Origin of the sequence: Aquicella lusitana, assembly GCF_902459475.1 — a bacterium.
Classification (GTDB): domain Bacteria; phylum Pseudomonadota; class Gammaproteobacteria; order DSM-16500; family DSM-16500; genus Aquicella; species Aquicella lusitana.
Window position 1 is genome coordinate 686,996 of record NZ_LR699114.1, and the last position, 17,520, is coordinate 704,515.

Annotated in this window: 19 protein-coding genes and 1 other RNA gene; 6 read left to right on the forward strand and 14 right to left on the reverse strand. The window is 43.9% G+C overall.

Features of this window, described 5'->3' with window-relative positions; genetic code table 11:
* Positions 1-29 precede the first annotated feature (29 nt).
* The gene (gene recQ / locus AQUSIP_RS03185; protein WP_114833544.1) at positions 30-1,889 is read left to right on the forward strand and encodes a DNA helicase RecQ; all 1,860 of its coding nucleotides are present in this window, start codon (positions 30-32) and stop codon (positions 1,887-1,889) included.
* Here the strand turns inward: recQ and AQUSIP_RS03190 are convergent.
* From AQUSIP_RS03190 to AQUSIP_RS03215, 6 genes are all read right to left on the reverse strand, one after another.
* Entirely contained in the window at positions 1,886-2,371 is a 486-nt protein-coding gene (locus AQUSIP_RS03190) for an F-box protein (RefSeq protein WP_114833543.1), read from the reverse strand. The genes recQ and AQUSIP_RS03190 overlap by 4 nt on opposite strands.
* 107 nt (positions 2,372-2,478) lie before the next feature.
* A complete protein-coding gene (locus AQUSIP_RS03195) occupies positions 2,479-4,635 on the reverse strand; it encodes a hypothetical protein (protein ID WP_114833542.1) in 2,157 nt (718 codons plus the stop codon).
* A 229-nt stretch (positions 4,636-4,864) separates the two neighbouring features.
* Complete coding sequence (locus AQUSIP_RS03200) at positions 4,865-5,752, reverse strand: aminoglycoside phosphotransferase family protein (RefSeq protein ID WP_114833541.1); 888 nt, start codon at positions 5,750-5,752, stop codon at positions 4,865-4,867.
* A 46-nt stretch (positions 5,753-5,798) separates the two neighbouring features.
* Positions 5,799-6,008, reverse strand: coding sequence for a hypothetical protein (locus AQUSIP_RS03205; RefSeq protein WP_114833540.1), 210 nt, complete (start codon positions 6,006-6,008; stop codon positions 5,799-5,801).
* A gap of 101 nt (positions 6,009-6,109) precedes the next feature.
* Positions 6,110-6,958, reverse strand: coding sequence for an AraC family transcriptional regulator (locus AQUSIP_RS03210; RefSeq protein ID WP_114833539.1), 849 nt, complete (start codon positions 6,956-6,958; stop codon positions 6,110-6,112).
* A gap of 296 nt (positions 6,959-7,254) precedes the next feature.
* The gene (locus AQUSIP_RS03215; RefSeq protein WP_148326083.1) at positions 7,255-8,505 is read right to left on the reverse strand and encodes a hypothetical protein; all 1,251 of its coding nucleotides are present in this window, start codon (positions 8,503-8,505) and stop codon (positions 7,255-7,257) included.
* Between the two features lie 334 nt (positions 8,506-8,839).
* Here AQUSIP_RS03215 and AQUSIP_RS03220 point away from each other — a divergent pair, with 334 nt between their 5' ends.
* Complete coding sequence (locus tag AQUSIP_RS03220; RefSeq protein WP_114833537.1) at positions 8,840-9,451, forward strand: glycine zipper 2TM domain-containing protein; 612 nt, start codon at positions 8,840-8,842, stop codon at positions 9,449-9,451.
* A 193-nt stretch (positions 9,452-9,644) separates the two neighbouring features.
* Here the strand turns inward: AQUSIP_RS03220 and AQUSIP_RS03225 are convergent, their stop codons facing one another.
* The 5 genes from AQUSIP_RS03225 to smpB all read right to left on the reverse strand — a co-directional run bounded on the left by AQUSIP_RS03225 (position 9,645) and on the right by smpB (position 12,866).
* Entirely contained in the window at positions 9,645-10,952 is a 1,308-nt protein-coding gene (locus tag AQUSIP_RS03225; protein WP_114833536.1) for a type II toxin-antitoxin system HipA family toxin, read from the reverse strand.
* 2 nt (positions 10,953-10,954) lie between these two features.
* Positions 10,955-11,200, reverse strand: coding sequence for a helix-turn-helix domain-containing protein (locus tag AQUSIP_RS03230; RefSeq protein WP_114833535.1), 246 nt, complete (start codon positions 11,198-11,200; stop codon positions 10,955-10,957).
* Positions 11,201-11,475: 275 nt separating this feature from the next.
* Positions 11,476-11,875: a transfer-messenger RNA gene (gene ssrA / locus AQUSIP_RS03235) on the reverse strand.
* Between the two features lie 101 nt (positions 11,876-11,976).
* Positions 11,977-12,375 carry a hypothetical protein gene (locus AQUSIP_RS03240; RefSeq protein WP_147277456.1) on the reverse strand — a complete coding sequence of 133 codons (399 nt, stop codon included), beginning with the start codon at positions 12,373-12,375 and terminating at the stop codon, positions 11,977-11,979.
* Positions 12,376-12,401: 26 nt separating this feature from the next.
* Entirely contained in the window at positions 12,402-12,866 is a 465-nt protein-coding gene (gene smpB / locus AQUSIP_RS03245; RefSeq protein ID WP_114833533.1) for an SsrA-binding protein SmpB, read from the reverse strand.
* 41 nt (positions 12,867-12,907) lie between these two features.
* Between smpB and AQUSIP_RS03250 the strand changes: the two genes are divergently transcribed.
* Together AQUSIP_RS03250 and AQUSIP_RS03255 are read left to right on the forward strand one after the other, a co-directional pair.
* The gene (locus AQUSIP_RS03250) at positions 12,908-13,345 is read left to right on the forward strand and encodes a type II toxin-antitoxin system RatA family toxin (RefSeq protein ID WP_114833532.1); all 438 of its coding nucleotides are present in this window, start codon (positions 12,908-12,910) and stop codon (positions 13,343-13,345) included.
* Positions 13,338-13,628 carry an RnfH family protein gene (locus tag AQUSIP_RS03255; protein WP_114833531.1) on the forward strand — a complete coding sequence of 97 codons (291 nt, stop codon included), beginning with the start codon at positions 13,338-13,340 and terminating at the stop codon, positions 13,626-13,628. The genes AQUSIP_RS03250 and AQUSIP_RS03255 overlap by 8 nt, the downstream gene beginning before the upstream one ends.
* Before the next feature lie 29 nt (positions 13,629-13,657).
* On the opposite strand, the gene AQUSIP_RS03260 is transcribed toward AQUSIP_RS03255, so the two are convergent.
* Positions 13,658-13,960: an outer membrane protein assembly factor BamE gene (locus AQUSIP_RS03260; RefSeq protein WP_114833530.1), complete on the reverse strand. Its 303-nt coding sequence runs from the start codon at positions 13,958-13,960 to the stop codon at positions 13,658-13,660.
* Positions 13,961-14,055: 95 nt separating this feature from the next.
* On the opposite strand from AQUSIP_RS03260, the gene fur reads away from it, so the two are divergent.
* Positions 14,056-14,472 carry a ferric iron uptake transcriptional regulator gene (fur, locus tag AQUSIP_RS03265; RefSeq protein WP_114833529.1) on the forward strand — a complete coding sequence of 139 codons (417 nt, stop codon included), beginning with the start codon at positions 14,056-14,058 and terminating at the stop codon, positions 14,470-14,472.
* A 75-nt stretch (positions 14,473-14,547) separates the two neighbouring features.
* Positions 14,548-14,775 (forward strand): hypothetical protein, encoded by a 228-nt coding sequence (locus AQUSIP_RS03270; RefSeq protein ID WP_114833528.1) that lies wholly within the window; start codon positions 14,548-14,550, stop codon positions 14,773-14,775.
* Between the two features lie 103 nt (positions 14,776-14,878).
* On the opposite strand, the gene recN is transcribed toward AQUSIP_RS03270, so the two are convergent.
* Positions 14,879-16,543 (reverse strand): DNA repair protein RecN, encoded by a 1,665-nt coding sequence (gene recN / locus AQUSIP_RS03275; RefSeq protein WP_114833527.1) that lies wholly within the window; start codon positions 16,541-16,543, stop codon positions 14,879-14,881.
* Positions 16,544-16,546: 3 nt separating this feature from the next.
* Positions 16,547-17,434, reverse strand: a complete 888-nt coding sequence (locus tag AQUSIP_RS03280; protein WP_114833526.1) for an NAD(+) kinase — start codon at positions 17,432-17,434, stop codon at positions 16,547-16,549.
* Positions 17,435-17,520 lie beyond the last annotated feature (86 nt).

A 17,520-nucleotide genomic window follows, 5' to 3' on the forward strand; every position in this document is an offset into this window, starting at 1 on the left:
TTTTAACAAAAACAAGCATGGATTCGCCGATGCAGCAAGCAGATATACAAGACATTCTTCGCGATACTTTCGGCTATGACCGTTTCCGCCCCCTTCAGGAAAAGATTATCCGCAGCGTGATAGCTGGCGATGATAACTTTGTGTTGATGCCTACGGGTGGAGGTAAATCCCTCTGTTACCAAGTGCCTGCATTGGTTCGCCCAGGAGTGGCGATTGTGGTGTCGCCGCTGATTTCGCTCATGCAGGACCAGGTCGAGTCCCTGAAGGCAAACGGCCTGGCGGCGGCTTATTATAATTCGTCCTTGGCAGAAGCCGAGGCCAGGCAAGTTCTGGCGAAGCTGCATAATGAAGAACTGGATTTTCTTTACATCGCGCCAGAACGGCTCATGTCACCCGCTTTTTTAACACGTCTTAAAGATCTGGATCTGGCCTTATTTGCGATTGACGAAGCGCATTGTGTCTCGCAGTGGGGCCATGATTTTAGGCCCGAGTATTTGCAACTGGGGCAATTGCGACAGCATTTCCCCGCTGTGCCTATTATTGCCTTGACCGCAACAGCGGATAAACAAACGCGAACTGACATCACGCAGCGTTTGCAACTTACTAGTGCGAATGTACATATTGCAAGCTTTAACAGGCCAAACATTCGTTACACCATTTTGGAAAAGCAAAAGCCTTTTAACCAGTTGACCGAATTTCTGCAGGACAAAAAGAACGAATCGGGTATTGTTTATTGTCTCAGCCGCAAGCGCGTGGAAGAAGTCGCGGAAAAATTACAAGACAACGGTTATTCTGCGCTGCCCTATCATGCCGGATTATCATCCAGCCAGCGACATATGGCACAATCTGCTTTTCAGCGGGACAATGTGAATATTATTGTTGCTACCATCGCGTTTGGTATGGGAATAGATAAACCCAATGTGCGGTTTGTAGTACATTATGATTTGCCCAAACACATTGAAGGCTATTACCAAGAAACAGGCCGGGCGGGGCGGGATGGATTAGCTTCAGAAGCTTTACTGCTTTATGGCTTGAATGATATCGCCCTAATCAAATCCTTGATTGAAAAAAACAGCCATGCTGAACAGCAGCGTATCGAATTGCATAAATTAAATTGCATGACCGCGTTTGCTGAATCGCAAACCTGCCGCCGCCGTGTTTTACTGAATTATTTTAATGAGCAACTCGCCGTCGACTGCGATAATTGCGATATCTGTCTCAATCCACCTGAAACGTATGATGGCACGGTGGATGCGCAAAAGGCATTATCCTGTGTTTATCGGGTTCGCGAGCGCTATGGAGCCAACTATATTATTGATATCCTGCGCGGCAGTGATGACCAGCGAATCAAACGACTGGGCCACGAGCGCCTCTCAACTTATGGAATAGGCAAGGACTTGAGCCTGGAAGCATGGCATAGCGTATTGAGACAATTAATTCACCTAGGCTATCTTGAGCAGGACATTGCGAATTATTCTGTCTTGCGTTTGACATCACACGCGCGGCCGCTTTTGCGCGGCGAGCAAAAACTCATTCTTGCCAAGCCTCGCACAAAATTGAATGCACCAAAAGAAAAGAAACAGACGCATTCAAAACGCGAAAAAACAGACAGAAAAGCAGCGCCAGGGCTTGAATATGATAGAGGATTATTTGAGAAACTCCGCGCATTGCGCAAGCGACTGGCGGAAAAAATGGGTGTGGCTCCCTTTATTATATTTAGTGATGTTTCCCTCATTGAAATGTCTGCTTATTTCCCCGCCAGTGAAGCGGAGTTTTTAACTATCAATGGCGTAGGACAAAAGAAGCTGGAAAATTATGGCCAGCTCTTTCTGAAGGCCATTCAGGAACATAAAAAAAACGTGCAAGAACCATCTCATGCGCTGGTTTAAAGTGAGGGAGGCTTGATCGCGTTCTCACATTTGAAATCTTTTTCCTGGCAGGCGACAATATTGCTTTCCAAGCGCCGCAGTTGTTCCTCTAACAGCGTGGCTGAAGCGCGAAAAAGTGGATCTTGCCATGCTCGGAATAGTCTAATGATGTCTTCAATGTTGCCCTTTGCAACGAGGGGAAGCAGGGACTGGGCATGTGAAGAGGTTATCCAAAAATTTTTCTTTATCTGGCCTTTTTCAATAAGGAAGATCATATATTCATACGGTGCTGTTTTGCCGATTTTGGCTAATTTCACCAGGCAGTCGCCCAGTAAAAATCCTACGTTAAGGAATTTGTATTTGTATAAATCCAGTAATGGATCATTTGCCAGTGTATTAAATTGCTTGTTCAGCTGTGCTGCACGGGCCTGATCTTGGCGTGTGGTTTTTAGTAAAATGTATTTGATGCAATCTGCTGGCATGTTATCAAAAAATCCAAACATAACGTCCTCGATTTGTATTTAATTATTAACTTGATAAGTGCGTTTTGAAGCCTATTAGTCAGCGTAATGATGACTGATAGACTTTTCTTCTATTTGCCTTTCCGCTGTTATTGCCTGCCGTAGCCTTTGCGTTCTTCGTTTCTGATGGCTATGTCAGCAGGTTCAAAGAAAGATTCATGGGACAAGCTGCGTACAAGTGGGCCAATCCGCTGACCTTCTTGATTGAAAAAACTGTATTTAATGTGTGCCCGTGTGACTTGTCTCGTCAGTTGAAAATCTGTGCTGACAGGCAGGCTATTTTCTGGATGTGGCGGCAAACTTGCTGGCACATTTGAGGGATTCAGTAGCGGTGGCCGCAGGCATCCGATCAGCTGATGGACTTCAAAATCAAGATACTGCAATTGGCCGAGTTGAGATTGAGAAGATAAACGTATTTTTGCTTTGGAAGATAAGGTGTCCCAGTCAAAAGTCGTGTGTTTAAACCAGGCTGCTTTTCCGTACTTTTTAATAATATAAGCTTTCACTTCATCGTGTATTCTGTTCAGGCGTTCACATTTTCTGATTTGCTGCTGGATAGTTTTGGTAAGTAACGCTTCTGTATTTTCCAGAACAAGTTTGGTCGCTTTTTCAAATGGAGCAAGTGAATTTTGATCAAACTGTAGATTTTGTCTGGCTTGCTGGAGAAGCTGGGTTGCCTCCAATAAATAATTTTTGGCTGCCTCCAGATTGCTAATGGCGGATTCTAATTGGCGCGAATGATGTTTCAAGTCATTTTCTGCTCTGGCGCGGTAATACTCTGCAGCATCGGTATAAGCTTGGATTTGACCGAAGATATCACCCGCTTCATTGGCCATTTTCAGTTGGTGCAGATAGGTTTCCTCGCTTTTAAAGTAAATGCAAGGAGGCGGTGGTGGTGGCGGTTGTGTTTTGAAATTGACGTAAACCAGTGAGGCAAGCGGTCCTTCGTCCTGAATATACAGCATGGCTTCGTCGTCCTCTTCTGGGATTTTATCTTCGGAAGAAGGTATCGTTGCGGTGGAATCGTGATGGTTAACTTTTTTGGGTTTGATCTGCTCTGGAAAGGATTGCAGTAACTCTTCAAATTTTAAATCGTACTCTTCTTGCAGCTGATGCTTTGCTCTTTGTTCTTTTTCTTTTTCCTCTTTTTCAGCGATCCGTTCGGCGCTTTCTTTTTCCAGGTGTTGTGATTTTTGCTCAATTTCCTGCTTGAGCAATGCATAATCTTCATGGTTTTCGCGGCAGACGTTGGCAAATTCATTGCCTGTCTGTTGTGCAGTCATGGCATTTCTTACCAGTTCTTCCTTTTTGGCCTGGTCATTAGCAATAGAGGGGAATGATGCCATTGTAAGATATAGCTTCGTGAAGAAGATGAGATCAATGCAAATGCCCGAGCTGTAATCAATTACCGTTTTGTTCTTATTTGCATTCTCTATCTGGCGTATGATATTTAATGCCCTGGTATAACAATCGACTAGTTTGTCCACGATGGATTGGACGTGATTGATTTCACTTGCTGAAGCATTTTCCCTGAGAGAATTATGGAGGCAATCAGTATAATCTCTTCCTTGTTCCCACAATATCTTGAACTGAGCGATGAGATCACTGGATGCTTTAGCTTCTTCCAGTGCTTCATCAAATTTTTTAAAAGCGCGTTCTTTATTTTGTATGTTTCGCGCTTCTGTTAATAACCGTTCCAGCTTGGTGCCCGATTTGGCCTTGTCCGGATTAACGCAGGAGTTATAGCGATCTTCAACATGCGACACAAAATTTTTCAAGGCATCGTCTCGATTATTTTCCAGATAGGGATTTTCATTCCAAATCCGCCAGGCTTCCTGTGCATATTGGTGTGCCTTGGAGATAGGCTCCAGCTTCTTGTTTTTCTTAAATTTTTCCCACTGGTACATATGATTGTCAGCGAGGATTTTGTTGAGTTCGATTAAGCAGGACAATACAGCAAGCTGGTTATTAGCTAATTCATAGACAGTGCCTCTGATCTGTTGGCTATTCAGTTCTAAAGCTTGGAACTTCTTCTGAAAGAAAACCAAATCATCATTTATCTTGTATAGCTTGGTGAGAATATTTCGCGCTTCTTCAAAATCCTCAGGGTAAACTGAAGGATCTTTCCTGAGAGCGATGATAGTGCTATGCCGTTTGAGTGCATTATTAGCCCGCGTGATATGGCTAGGTAAGGACTGCCTATACTTGCCCCAGCCAGCTAAGATTTTTTCTTGGCGCGAGATCATTCGTTATTCCTTGTTATTGTGTTGTAGATGATTGCGACTAATAATCGGGATTGATTATAGTATGAGGATTAAAATCTATTCAATGGTTAGATGTTGGCTCTGTTTCATGGGTTTCTAATGTTGTTTTTGCAATGTATTCTTTTAGCTTTTCTTCTACACAGTAGAAATGATCTTTCAACAGATCAATATTATTGTTGGTAATAAGATAATCTCTGCGAGTTCGTTATCGTTAATATCTTTCGCGTTTGTGATCAGCAAGCACTTCATTAATAATCTTGTCTACTTCGCGGCGACTGGTGCCGGGCAGAGGTGCGCATAAGGCTTTCCATAGTGTCCAGCCACGGCCACGTGCCCAGGTAGCGCTATCCAGTGGCAGAGCTGCGCGAAATGCTTTCCGGCTTTCCGCGTTGAAGAATGTCCATGCAATCGCAAGATCGCATGCTGGATCACCGATGCCAAGCTGTCCGAAATCAATGACTGCGCTTAGTTGGCCTTTGTCGACGAGCAAGTTACCCACTGCGACATCACCATGAACCCAGACGGGCGTGCCTTGCCAGGTGGAAGCGAGGGCTGCATTCCATACTTCTATCATAGTTTCAGTATCGGTCTCATTACCAAGCTTGGCGATTGCCTGCCGGGTTTCTGCGTCATAGATTGCGAGCCGGCCGCCACGATAAAAATTTTGCGGTCCCGCTGGCGGTCCACCGGCAGTGTCAATCTGCTGCAGCGCAGCCAGGAATTCAGCCAGCGCTATGGCGAATTGGCGGAGATTGGTGATGTGCTCAATAGACGCACTTTCGCCGGCGAGCCACTGGTAGACGGACCAATGCCACGGATATCCTTCAGCGGGCTTCCCCATGGCCAAAGGGATGGGGATTGGGAGAGGCAGGTGTGGTGCCAGTTTCGGTAACCAGCGGTGTTCTTTTTCTACTTGCGGTGAATATATCGCAGCGCTGGGGAGCCGGACCGTCATGTGCTCGCCAAGATGGAAGGTCCTATTGTCCCAACCGCCGAATTCGACCGGCTTGACTGGAAGATGCGTCCATTGCGGAAATTGTGCCGCGATAAGCCGCCGCACGAGAGTGACATCGATATGTATTTTGTCGGTGGTAGCCATGAATAGGATCTCTTAAAAACGTTAGCCTTGGTAAGCATGAGTAAGTTTAGCTGTTTTTCATTTCGTTTTGTGCAGGTTCCGGGGCTGCTTCCTCTTCTTGTTCATCATCTAACGCTTGCTGAGTTTGCATCATGTTTACAAACGAAAAAAATAACGGCATGGCTATTACTATCAAGATAACGACTATCCATTTCCACAGCGGTGCTTGTTTTGATTCATGGAATTTACGAATGAGTTGGTGTCTGATTTTTTTCATTTACTATTCCTTTAATCAAAAAATAGCATTGGAACCAGCCGGTATTTTACAGAGAAGACAAAGTATGGAAAAGGGGACGTAATAAAACGTCCCCCATCACATTATTTCAATAATAACCAACATTCTGTTAGCAATTCCGTTTCCGCTACTTCATGGTCAAAGTTGTAGTAGCAAAAAATACAGGGTAGATCGGCTAATTCCTCACCAGAGTTCGGCAGCCAATCGCGGTATAATGCATAAATCGTATCGCTGATATTATCACGTGATCCTTTATGCATCGCTACGGCATATCGGCCAGCGGGCAGCCGTTTTTCAATCACCTCACCTTTCAGGGTTAACTGCTCTGGAACGGTGATGCCAAGATCAAAACGAAACTCTGTAGCAGGCGTTGATTTTGGGTCATCATAAGCAAATCCAAAGGCTTCACCAGGCACTGGCTTAAGGCTGATGGGCTGCGCTTTGGCCCAATTAACCAGCTTGTTGACACTGTCTCCTACGCGCTTAGGGTCACCACGATGCTCTATTACCGCCAAACGCCTAGCACTTATGTTTTTTATGGTTACGTTCATTGTTATTTCACCTTGTTGAGGCAACGAATAGGGTGGTTGTTCCCACATATGCCAGCTTGCTTCATGTCTAAACTCACTTGGGCTCATGCCGCAGGTTTGTTTAAATGCACGTGAAAAAGCTTCATGGGATTCAAATCCCGCATCAATTGCAATGTTAATAATGGATCGATCTTTATCAATAATCAGCTGATGCGCGGCCCGCTTTAATCGCAGCCAGCGAATATACTGTTGTAAAGACAATCCGGTATAAGCAGTAAATAAACGATGAAAATGATATTTTGAGAAGCAGGCAATACGGCTCAATTGGGTCAGTGTGAGTTCCTCGTCAAGATGTTTGCCGATATACTCAATGACTTTATTTAATTGATGCTGATAATTCATGCTTTACTCTCGTTCATTTTGTTGTTTAATTTACGCGAACAAGGATACTGCTTCTGGAACGTAATAATTTGACCATTCTTGCTAAAATTATATGCGGTATAGCGCGCAGCATGCCCAGCCATTGTTAACGCTATTGACTAGCTAACTGATTGAATTAAAAAATATCATAACATGATTTTTTGCACATTCCCTCAAATCAGCTCCAAATTTAGTGCAACGATTGGCAACCGGCGTTACTGAAACTGGCAGTTCGAGCTCGAACAAAAGTGACGGCACAGGCGTGGGTGTAACGGAAATTACCTCCGGGCTATTTGTGATTTTTTCATGTTTTTTATTGGCGTGTAATAGTTACGCAGGTTTTTTTGAAATTCCCTAGTTATTAAATGGGATGGCATATCGGGCAACAAGGCTGGATTTTTTATATTTATTTCTTGAATAACGTCATCGCAAACTTGACTATATGAATCAATTAACTTTCTATAAAAGTTAGCGGAAAGATTAACCTTTCTGTGCAGTTGTGGCGGTTCCATCTCGGCCATTCGAAGATAATTACTTTTCATTTCCATAACATCCCGCAAGGAAAGCGTAATGCCAAAATTTTTTTCTATCTTTCCTAACATTACATCCGCGCCGCTATAATACGCCTCTTCGGGTGAATTGTAATCGTCGGAAAATAGAATATAAGGAAGGTCTGCATCTACAATCATCAAGCCATGACTGTCAAATCCCCAGTTATTGAGGTTTTCTATCATGTCATAGAAAAATGTGCTTGCTACTATTATCTTAACTAACCCATCTTCACCGATTTTATCTGTGATGCGTTTGCGGTTATTTTTTTTGCCTATGTCCTTGCTGATGATTGTGTCGGCAGGTTTAAAATCATCGTCCCATTTGGATATGGTGTAATAATCAGCCTTAATAGTGGACAGCCCAATCAATCTATTCCTGGCTTTGCATACACCATTTTTTTGGTAAGCGATGCTTATAATCGGCATTTTAATTTCTAAATTATTCCTGACAAATTTATTATAATAAAGGCAAATTAAACCGTTATGAGCATATTCAAGGTTTGTATGATTATTGGCAATCGCTTTCATTACATGTTTGATGCCGTTAATTAAACAAACTTTACCTGCTGATATTCCTATATGCTTTGAATGACAATTTGTTACATGGCCTGAAATATTTTTTATGGGCAAACCTTCGTAACGAATCATATTAAACAGATTCAAATTGGATAAAGTGGCGCTCGCGCTATCTGAAATATATTGAGTTTCATTGCCATAACAAGAATGGATGAATAATAAAAAACATAATAGTCCAATCTGGTTATTTGATAATTTTATATAGATATTACTTCGTAGATAAACATGACTGTTCATTGGCTGGAAATCAAATGAAGGTATATTTTCTAAGGAAGGTATATTTCCTAAAGAAGGAAGGCTAAATCTGTTTTTCTGCGGTTTGGGTTTTGTATTTTTTTCTATAAATTTTTTGTAATCCTGCAGTTTCCATCGGTGATATTCATTTAATTTCCAATTGGTCATCAATTTCTCTCCCTGACGCGCCTGTTTTAATTGGTTGTCCCATTCTATTTTAAGTTTAAGCCCAAAAACAGTGTCAGGCCTGACCCAGAATCTATGCTTCACCCTCTCGTTGCTCCCTCTCTTTGAACCCTATCGTATTTAAGCAGAACATGGCAGTCGATTGATTTTTAAAGATAATATGCAAAATATGATCATATTTTGCACAGTCTGCTTGCATGAGTAGCAACCTGTGGTACAATTTCGCTCAAATTAATAAATATATATAAAATTTGATACAAATTTGGTCCGTTTCAAATAGTTATCTTCCCCTGCATTAAATAATAGAGGTGATGAAATGAGTCATGAAGGTAAAAAAACTTTATTTATATTAGGCGGTGTTGCTGGTATTGCTATCATTGTTATATTAACAACGTTGGCAATGAAATTCATTTTACAAAGCCCTTTAACTCAAGCACCAACTGAGAAACCTGTCGTTGAAAAAATTGTTGTGGAAAAAGCTGTAGAACAACCACAACCTCCTGCACCAACTGCTCAAGTAATAGATGTAAAACCGCATTATGTTTCTGCCTCTATTCCAAAACAGCGTTGCCGAGATGTGCGACGTGTTGTGTATGAGTCCCAAGAAAGCCATACGCCTGGCGCAGGTGCAGTCGTTGGTGGTGTTGCAGGTGGACTCTTAGGTTCTCAAGTCGGTGGAGGCAATGGCCGTCTTGTAACAACTGCAGCAGGCGCTGCCATTGGCGCTTTAACAGGCAACAGCGTACAAAACAGTATGAATGCTCCCCAGTCTCACATAGTTCACTCCACTGTCTGTTCGACTCACTATGTGAAAACAAGTATTAAAAAGGGCTATGAAGTCACATATACTTATAGTGGAAAGCAAGGCGTCATTATTATGGATAATCCTCCCATGATCGGAAGCGTATTACCTTTCCCTAATAGTTAATACAGCTTTTAAATAACATCCTGGTTGCAAACATTAAGTATTTAAAGGCAACCGGGCTTACATTGCGTCGATTAAAAGAAACAGCAAAACTAATAATGAATTAGCTGAGATTAAGTATCAATCAATTAAGTCAACAAGTTAGGGCCTCACCCCGAAACCGTTTCTAGCGCATACGATTTCCCTAACTTCTCTTTCATTTCTCCAATTTCTTCTTCATCTCTCGCATCCCATCAAATAGAGGTTGAGATATATTGCTGGGAAATTTTTTGGGTAATTTCTCGGATACTTGTTCTATCACGGAATCGACTTGCTGTAACATGTCGTCAAGAATTGTTTCTGCTCTTTCAGGAGAGTAATTAACGGCTTTTGCTGTTTCTAGAAAGTGCCGGCGCTGTATATTGTGCCAATGATAATGAATATTTTTGCCTTGCAGTGCCATGGCCATTTTTATTTTTTTTTCTTGTAATTGTTTCTTGGCCATCAACGGATAAGCCGACATGATGTCATAGAGTGGTGTTAGGCGATATTTTCCTTCGGGTTCAATAAAGACACTAAAATTTTTTGCATGACCGTCGATTGCTGCTAGCAACCAGAATAAGACTTGTGATCGATAAAACATATCTCGATCTGCAACCGGAGCAGCAGAACCAAGCAGTAATCGCATAATTTCATTGATTCCTGGGCCGCCATCTGATTGATATTTTAAATTGGGTGAAATGCCTAATGCTTGGCACATATCTTCTTGTGGTAGTCGCATTAACCAGGTATTGTCGCTAGCCATTTTTCGGTCAAATCGTTCTACCGCAAGTACTTTAACATTCTCAAAATAAAGAATTTCGCATGTTGCGACAGGCAACTCAAAAGCACTGGCAATTTGCGCGCATAACCATTCATTTTCGCAACTATCACTTAAGTCCATTTGTTGATGTTGAATATAACCAATGGGTAATTTGAAAATATGGCTGGTCGGCGTTTCGCCAAGCGGTCTGCACCATTTGCCATCATGATATAAAAAAGCTGATTTTTCTTGTGCGCCCGCAATCGAGATTCGAAATTCTTCAGCGGTATCTGTCATGCCAAGTGGATTATTTAGATAGCTGCTTAAAATGGATGCTATTTCTTTTTCTTCTAATGATTCGAAATTAATTTTCTTTTTAAAAATTGGTATTTCGCCATTAATAAGTTGGATAGCTCCTACGCAATCTCTACCTATACTCGCTAATAAATCGAATGGCTGGTTTGTCCCGACATGAAATTTGGCTTGAATGCGAGCTCTGATTTGTTGATTGTCTGGAAGCAGGTTATCAAAAAAATTATAAACAACATCACCAGCAAAGGATTGTTTCACTAACGGCAATGACAATGAAATGGGGCGCGCGCCAGGTGTATTTAGCCATGTTTGATCATAACTAAATGTCAAGCTGCCTTGGGTGGTTTTTTCTAATTTACCAACCAAAATACCATTCATTAAAACATTTAGAATGCGATTACGTGATTTCATTATTACCACTCTTCTTTCCATTTGGTTGTGGGTATTTCATCTTTAGATAACAACTGAATGTCTAGATTAAGAGCTGACAATACTCGAAATAATGTATCTAGTTGTGTACTTTCTGGCTTGTTTTCTAATGCAGAAATTGTTTTTTGTTTTAATCCAACTAGATTACTAACTTCCGTTTGGCTTAACTTAAGCTTTTTGCGTTGATTAACGATAAGCAGCGCAAGTTCTTTGGGTGAACGAATTAACATATCTGCTAACTCCTAAGAAAAATCAATTTACACCCTATAGGGTGTAAATTTAATTCTATACCCTGTAAGGGATGAAATCAATTTCATACCCTATGGGGTATAATCTAATGGAGTGGTTAAGAAAGATAGAAAGGTGGGCAACAAGTTAGGCCTAACGCCATCTTAGATCAACCCGCTCGATGTTTTTTTCTAATGGAATAAAAAAGGAGATTTTTTGATAAGTCTGTTTTCAATGAGTGAAGCAGAATTAATATATAAATCAATTAATTACTTAATTATGGAGGCGGCGGGAATTGAACCCGCGTCCGCGAACCCTCTACTATCGGGTCTACATGCTTATCCAGTCATTTGATTTAACTGCCTCACCTCCGGCTGGAAGGATGTTAAAGCAGCGAGCCCTATTGAGTTTAGCAGTTTGATCTCGGGCAGATCATCCTGCGAGCTTGTATCTATGACCGCCCTAGTTTACTTGCGTAAACATCCAACCGTACAAGCCCAGTTGGTGAGCGGTGCTGCGCCGGTGTTTAGGCGGCTAACGCAAGCATGCTTGCGTCGTTAACAGCGATGCGTTTTTTGTTGGCATCTATAAAGTTTGTAACATTTTTTACGAGGTTAAGTTACGTCCTCGGCATGCGCCTCAAGCTTCGCAATCCACGTCGAAACCAGGTCGCCCCCATTCAAAAGTATAGTTGATTAAATGACTTAAATATTAAGGAAGCCTGAAGCCTCCTTGAAAATTCTTCATCATCAATCGGATAGATACTTTTACACGCTTTCTATGCCTGTTGTAAAGGGAAGGGATACTCAACCTGAGCCCCTTTTGCCTTATGCCTCATGGCCTGTATGGCCAATATGCCTTTTTTCTCCCGCAGATGCCCGGTCATGGGGCAGAAGAAAGAATCTTTATCAGTCTTACATTTCAACAGAATTTCTTTATTATCGGCCTTCAGGGTCACTTTGACAGAAGAGTCCTCGACAGTAGGGTTTTGGAAATTAATATCAAGCAGCATAATACGAAGACCTGCTTTTTCCGCCATGACTTCCGTGTGAAATGCGCCGGGCATACGAATGAAGCCGCCATGTGGCCCAGGCTTGTCTTCACCATGGGCAAAAAGGGAAGTGGTGCAGAGAGTGGCCAGGACGAAACCCGCAAAAACAGAGATATTTTTCATCATAAAATCCTTTTATCAGGAGAAGAAATTTACCGCTTAAACAGGCGCTGCTTCTGACGTTCCCAATCGCGCTCTTTTTCTGTCGCGCGTTTATCATGCAATTTTTTACCTTTTGCGAGGCCAATTTCAAGCTTGACTCGGTTATTCTTCCAATACAGGGAAAGCGGTACCACGGTAAAGCCGCGGCGTTCCACACTACCGATCAGCTTATTGAGCTCACGACGCTGCAGAAGCAATTTTCGACTGCGCTGCGGATCAGGATGGATGTGTGTTGAAGCCGTCTGCAAAGGGGTGATCAGGGCGCCAAACAGCCACGCTTCACCGTTCTTGATGAGCACATAGCCCTGATCGAGTTGGACGCGTCCTGCCCGCAGGCTTTTGACTTCCCAGCCTTCAAGTGCCAGCCCTGCTTCAAAGCGATCTTCGATAAAGTATTCGTGGTGCGCTTTTCGATTAACCGCGATAGATGTATTTGTCTTTTGCGTCTGTTTCATAGGATGCCATATAATTACCGTTCTTTTTGTCAGGAATCAACATGAATATTTTAAAAAGAAGCGCCCTGGTGCCTTATACCTCCCGCCAGATGTTCGAACTGGTGAATGGCATTGAAGATTACCCGCGGTTTTTGCCCTGGTGTCATAGCAGCAAGATTATTAGCCGCACCGAGGAAGAAGTGGTTGCTGAACTGGAAATCAACTGGAAAGGTATCCACAAGAGTTTTACGACCCGCAACCGTCTTTATCCTTATGAGCGCATGACGATTGAGCTGATAAACGGGCCATTGAAGCATATGGAGGGCATCTGGCAATTTCAACCGCTGGATACGCATGCCTGCAAAGTGCTGCTCGACCTTGAATTCGAATTCGCAGGTGGGTTCATTGACCGTCTCTTTCAGCCTGTGTTCCAGCATATTGCAAATACCCTGGTGGATGCATTTTGCAAGCGCGCAACAGAGCTGTATGGTCATGAGTAAGCTGATTAAAATAGAAGTGGCTTATGCGCTTCCCGATCAGCAGCGCATTCTGGCGCTTGAAGTGGAAGCGGGCTGCACGATCGAAGAAGCTATTCACCGTTCAGGCATGCTTGCGCTTTTCCCTGAGATTGATCTGACCCAGCAAAAAGTAGGGATCTTCAGCAAGGCACGCCGGCTTTCTGACGGGGTAAAAGAAGGTGACAGGATTGAAATCTACAGACCACTGACTATCGATCCCAAACAGGCCCGGCGATTAAAAGCGAAAAAAACCGCCGGAAAGTGACAGTAAATTTCAATTGATACGCTGCAGCATCAATTTTGAATGATTTCCTGCAATGTACCGCGGCGGAAAACCAGCGTAAGTCGTTTTTCACTCATTTTCTCGTGACCTTTTTGCAGCGTATAGACATAATCCATACGCTCAGGCGTAAAGATATTCACCAGTACCGGGTTACCCATGATTTCTTTTACCTGGCTTTGAGACATGCCTTTATGGAGCTCGCGTACATTTTCTTCCGTGATAATATTGCCTTGATCTACGTCGATCTTGTGAACGCGGAAGAAGCAGCCGGTGACAAAAAAGCTGATCAGGACAAGAGAAATCAATTTTTTCATGTAAAATACCTTTACTTATAATGAGTGTTTGCGCCATTTTAATGGAAAAAGGGGCAATGACAAATAATGTTTTATGAAAGAGGGAGAGCATAGCATTGGACAAGACAGATCTCAAAAAGGCGGGCCTCAAAATTACGCTCCCGCGCCGGAAGATTCTTGAAATCATGGAGACGGCCAGGGAACACCACATGAGCGCAGAAGATATATACCGTATTCTCCTTGATTCGGGAGTCGAGATTGGGCTTGCGACGGTCTATCGTGTTCTTACGCAGTTTGAGGAAGCGGGCCTGGTAATGCGGCACCATTTCGAGGGAGGCCAATCGGTATTTGAACTGGATACGGGCGAGCATCATGACCATCTGGTCTGTGTGAAATGCGGCCGTGTGGAAGAATTCGTCGATCCAGTCATCGAAACGCGTCAGGAAGAAATAGCCAAGCAGGCAGGTTATGCCATTACAGATCACAGCTTAAATATTTATGGCATTTGCGCCAAGTGCCAGAAAAAGGGATAGCAAAAAAATGAATGGCCATGCTATCTTGCTGGCTGAAAAACATCAGCATTCAATCAGTTGAAAGAGGGGACTCTCATGAAGTTATTCAAAAAGAATCCATACATCCCATTAAAAACCGAAGAAAATTATGTGGAAACCAAAAACACATTTGAGCCCGGGACGAAAAAAAATGCTGCGGGTTTTGTAAAAATGGAACACGTAAAACAATCCAGAACCCCAGTTCAAATCTGTGTGCCGGATACAAATGGCATTGGAGGTGACTCGTCAGAAGTAATAAGTCTGCTGCCAAGAAGATTTAGTTAAACGACTTTCTCTCAACTTCTCAATCCGTGCAAACCAAGGGGCTCTACAGAGTTTACTTTGATTTGCACTTTCTTTTGGGATTTCTTTCCTGCAGTCCTTGGAATTAAACGCCTTGCAACACTTCTCTGGCATGCGCAAGGGTCTTTTCAGTAATTTTTTCGCCTCCCAGCATGCGTGCAATTTCGCGGGTTTTTTCTTCCGGACCCAGCAGGCGCAAACGGGTATGGGTGCTTTTCTCTACGAAATATTTTTCAACAAACAAGTGATGGTGTCCGCAGGCGGCGACCTGCGGTTGATGTGTGACACAAAAAACCTGGTAGGAATCGCCCAGTTTTCGCAGTAATTTTCCAATTTTCTCTGCTGTTGCACCGCTTAAACCAGTGTCCACCTCATCGAAGACGAGGGTCGGAATATTGGTTCGGCTCGCAAGCGCCAAATGGGCCGCGAGACTCAAGCGGGACAGTTCGCCGCCTGAGATCACTTTGAGCGCTTGCAGCGTCTGGTCAGGGTTGGTCTTGATCAGGAAAACGATTTTTTCATTGCCATGAGACGATAGCAACGCAGGTTCTTTTTCCAGTTCTATTTTAAATTCACCATGCGGCAGGGAAAGCGAACGCATGGTGGCAGTGATTTCTTTTTCCAGTTTGGCCGCGGCTTTTTTTCGTGCCAGGCTCAGCTTTTCAGCCTGTTCGGCATATTGCTGCTGCACGTTTTTCTGTTGCATTTCCAGTTGAATGATGTCTTCATCGCTCGAATTCAGTGCGTTAAGTTCGTCTGATAATTGCTTTTGAAAATTCACCAACTCCGGCGGATTCAGTTTGTGTTTGCGGGCCAGATTGAAAATCTGGCTGACACGCGTTTCAATGGCATGCAGTTTTTCCGGATCAAGTTCCGTCTGCTCAAGGTAATTTCGCAAGTCAGATTCAAGGTCGCCCAGTTGAATGAGAATAGAATTCAGTACCGTGATCCATTCGTTTGCCCTGGATTCAATGGGCTGAATGGATTCCAGCAGCTTGCGTATGTTGTTGAGTAATGACAGGGCATTCTGATTGTCATCCTCCGCGATCAATTGCAGGGTGTGCTGGAGATGATGCAGCAATTCTTCCGCATGGGTGAGCCGATGATGTTCGGCTTCCAGTGTTTCCCATTCGCCGGGCTTTAAGTCCACGGCCTGCAATTCATCTAACTGAAAGCGCAGATAATCACCGCGCTGCACCCGTTCGGCGGATTTGTCGCGCAGATTTTTAATTTGCTGGTCTATCGTCTTCCACTCTTCCGCGAGCCTTTTTACTTCTGCTGCCAGCAGCAGCTGGTCAGCATAACGGTCCAGCATTTCGCGCTGGGTTTCCGCTTGCAGCAATACCTGCTGCTCATGTTGGCCATGCAGGTGAAACAGGCGTTCGCCTAACTCTTTAACCAGCTGAACAGTAGAAGGCGAGCCGTTGATATAGCACCGAGAACGTCCATCGCTCGTGATGATCCGGCGAATGATGCATTCTGGTGCACCTTGATAAAGATCCATGCTCTGCAGCCGTTCGATGACTTTGGGAAAGTGCGTGACATCAAAACAGAGGCTAATTTCTGCTTTGTCCTTGCCGGGGCGGACAATGTTTTGCGACGCGCGCCCACCCAGCGCGAGCTCAATGGCTTCGATGAAAATTGATTTTCCCGCGCCGGTTTCACCCGTGATCATGGTGCAGCCATTGTTGAGATGCAGTTGCAGTTCCTGGATTGTAGCGAAATCTCGAATATGAATTTGTGTCAGCATAGTTTATTCCACGTACTGAAGTTTATGTCCCCAATGCAGCTTACTGCGCAAGGTTTCATAATAATCATAATCCACAGGATGAATGAGATGTAACTGCTTCGGCTTCTTGCGAATGGTGATGTGGCTGCCGGGCGGCGTGCTGATGAAAGCCTGGCCGTCGCAGGTGAGGCGCGGTGTGGCGGTATTATTGGGCGTAATGATAATGGTAATGCGATGATCGCCCTGAATGACAATGGGGCGAATACTGAGTGTGTGCGGAAACATGGGCACGATAACAATGGCATCCAGTTCAGGATGCAGAATAGGGCCGCCGCCTGAGAGTGCATATGCGGTGGAACCAGTGGGGGTGGCGACAATGACGCCGTCCGAATCCTGGCTGCAGACGAACTGCTCATCAATATAAATTTCAAATTCATTCATGTGAGGTACGGAATCCGGGATCAGCGCGACTTCATTGAGCGCATCACTTTGGCCCAGTATCTTGCCGTGATATTCAACAGTCGCTGTCACCAGAAAGCGTTTTTCCAGCCTGAATTCTCCCTCCAGTATCGATTTGATCTTCTGAAGCTCCGTCGGATGAATGTCAGTCAGAAAACCCAGTCGTCCGCGATTGACGCCGAGTACGGGGATTTCACTCTCGACGACGGTGTGCGCCGCATGCAGCAGGCTACCGTCACCGCCGACGACAATAAGGAGCTGGCAGCGTTTGCTCAATGCTTCTTTGGGAATACTGGGAAGGGAAGGGTCATTAATGGCTGCAGCCGTTTCCGCATCCACCAATAATGTCTGGCCAAGGTGGCGAAGGTACTGGATCAGCGCTTTCAAGGTTTCAATCACGCCCGGGTTTTTGACCCTTCCCATAATTCCAACGACTTTAAACTGTGACGGCATGTTCACACCCCGATATGAATTACCTCATAACCTACCTTGAATCTCGTCATTTCGTCCATATATACATGCCTATAATAGGTTAATTC

What these genes read in the sequence shown, in the direction of transcription:
- AQUSIP_RS03210 (WP_114833539.1), bottom strand. Translation starts at nt 6,958, where the DNA reads ATGAATTATCAGCATCAATTAAATAAAGTCATTGAGTATATCGGCAAA.
- AQUSIP_RS03260 (WP_114833530.1), bottom strand. Translation starts at nt 13,960, where the DNA reads ATGAAAAAATTGATTTCTCTTGTCCTGATCAGCTTTTTTGTCACCGGC.
- AQUSIP_RS03200 (WP_114833541.1), bottom strand. Translation starts at nt 5,752, where the DNA reads ATGGCTACCACCGACAAAATACATATCGATGTCACTCTCGTGCGGCGG.
- recN (WP_114833527.1), bottom strand. Translation starts at nt 16,543, where the DNA reads ATGCTGACACAAATTCATATTCGAGATTTCGCTACAATCCAGGAACTG.
- AQUSIP_RS03240 (WP_147277456.1), bottom strand. Translation starts at nt 12,375, where the DNA reads ATGATGAAAAATATCTCTGTTTTTGCGGGTTTCGTCCTGGCCACTCTC.
- AQUSIP_RS03195 (WP_114833542.1), bottom strand. Translation starts at nt 4,635, where the DNA reads ATGATCTCGCGCCAAGAAAAAATCTTAGCTGGCTGGGGCAAGTATAGG.
- AQUSIP_RS03220 (WP_114833537.1), top strand. Translation starts at nt 8,840, where the DNA reads ATGAGTCATGAAGGTAAAAAAACTTTATTTATATTAGGCGGTGTTGCT.
- AQUSIP_RS03215 (WP_148326083.1), bottom strand. Translation starts at nt 8,505, where the DNA reads ATGACCAATTGGAAATTAAATGAATATCACCGATGGAAACTGCAGGAT.
- smpB (WP_114833533.1), bottom strand. Translation starts at nt 12,866, where the DNA reads ATGAAACAGACGCAAAAGACAAATACATCTATCGCGGTTAATCGAAAA.
- AQUSIP_RS03250 (WP_114833532.1), top strand. Translation starts at nt 12,908, where the DNA reads ATGAATATTTTAAAAAGAAGCGCCCTGGTGCCTTATACCTCCCGCCAG.
- AQUSIP_RS03190 (WP_114833543.1), bottom strand. Translation starts at nt 2,371, where the DNA reads ATGTTTGGATTTTTTGATAACATGCCAGCAGATTGCATCAAATACATT.
- AQUSIP_RS03280 (WP_114833526.1), bottom strand. Translation starts at nt 17,434, where the DNA reads ATGCCGTCACAGTTTAAAGTCGTTGGAATTATGGGAAGGGTCAAAAAC.
- AQUSIP_RS03255 (WP_114833531.1), top strand. Translation starts at nt 13,338, where the DNA reads ATGAGTAAGCTGATTAAAATAGAAGTGGCTTATGCGCTTCCCGATCAG.
- AQUSIP_RS03230 (WP_114833535.1), bottom strand. Translation starts at nt 11,200, where the DNA reads ATGTTAATTCGTTCACCCAAAGAACTTGCGCTGCTTATCGTTAATCAA.
- recQ (WP_114833544.1), top strand. Translation starts at nt 30, where the DNA reads ATGCAGCAAGCAGATATACAAGACATTCTTCGCGATACTTTCGGCTAT.
- AQUSIP_RS03225 (WP_114833536.1), bottom strand. Translation starts at nt 10,952, where the DNA reads ATGAAATCACGTAATCGCATTCTAAATGTTTTAATGAATGGTATTTTG.
- AQUSIP_RS03270 (WP_114833528.1), top strand. Translation starts at nt 14,548, where the DNA reads ATGAAGTTATTCAAAAAGAATCCATACATCCCATTAAAAACCGAAGAA.
- AQUSIP_RS03205 (WP_114833540.1), bottom strand. Translation starts at nt 6,008, where the DNA reads ATGAAAAAAATCAGACACCAACTCATTCGTAAATTCCATGAATCAAAA.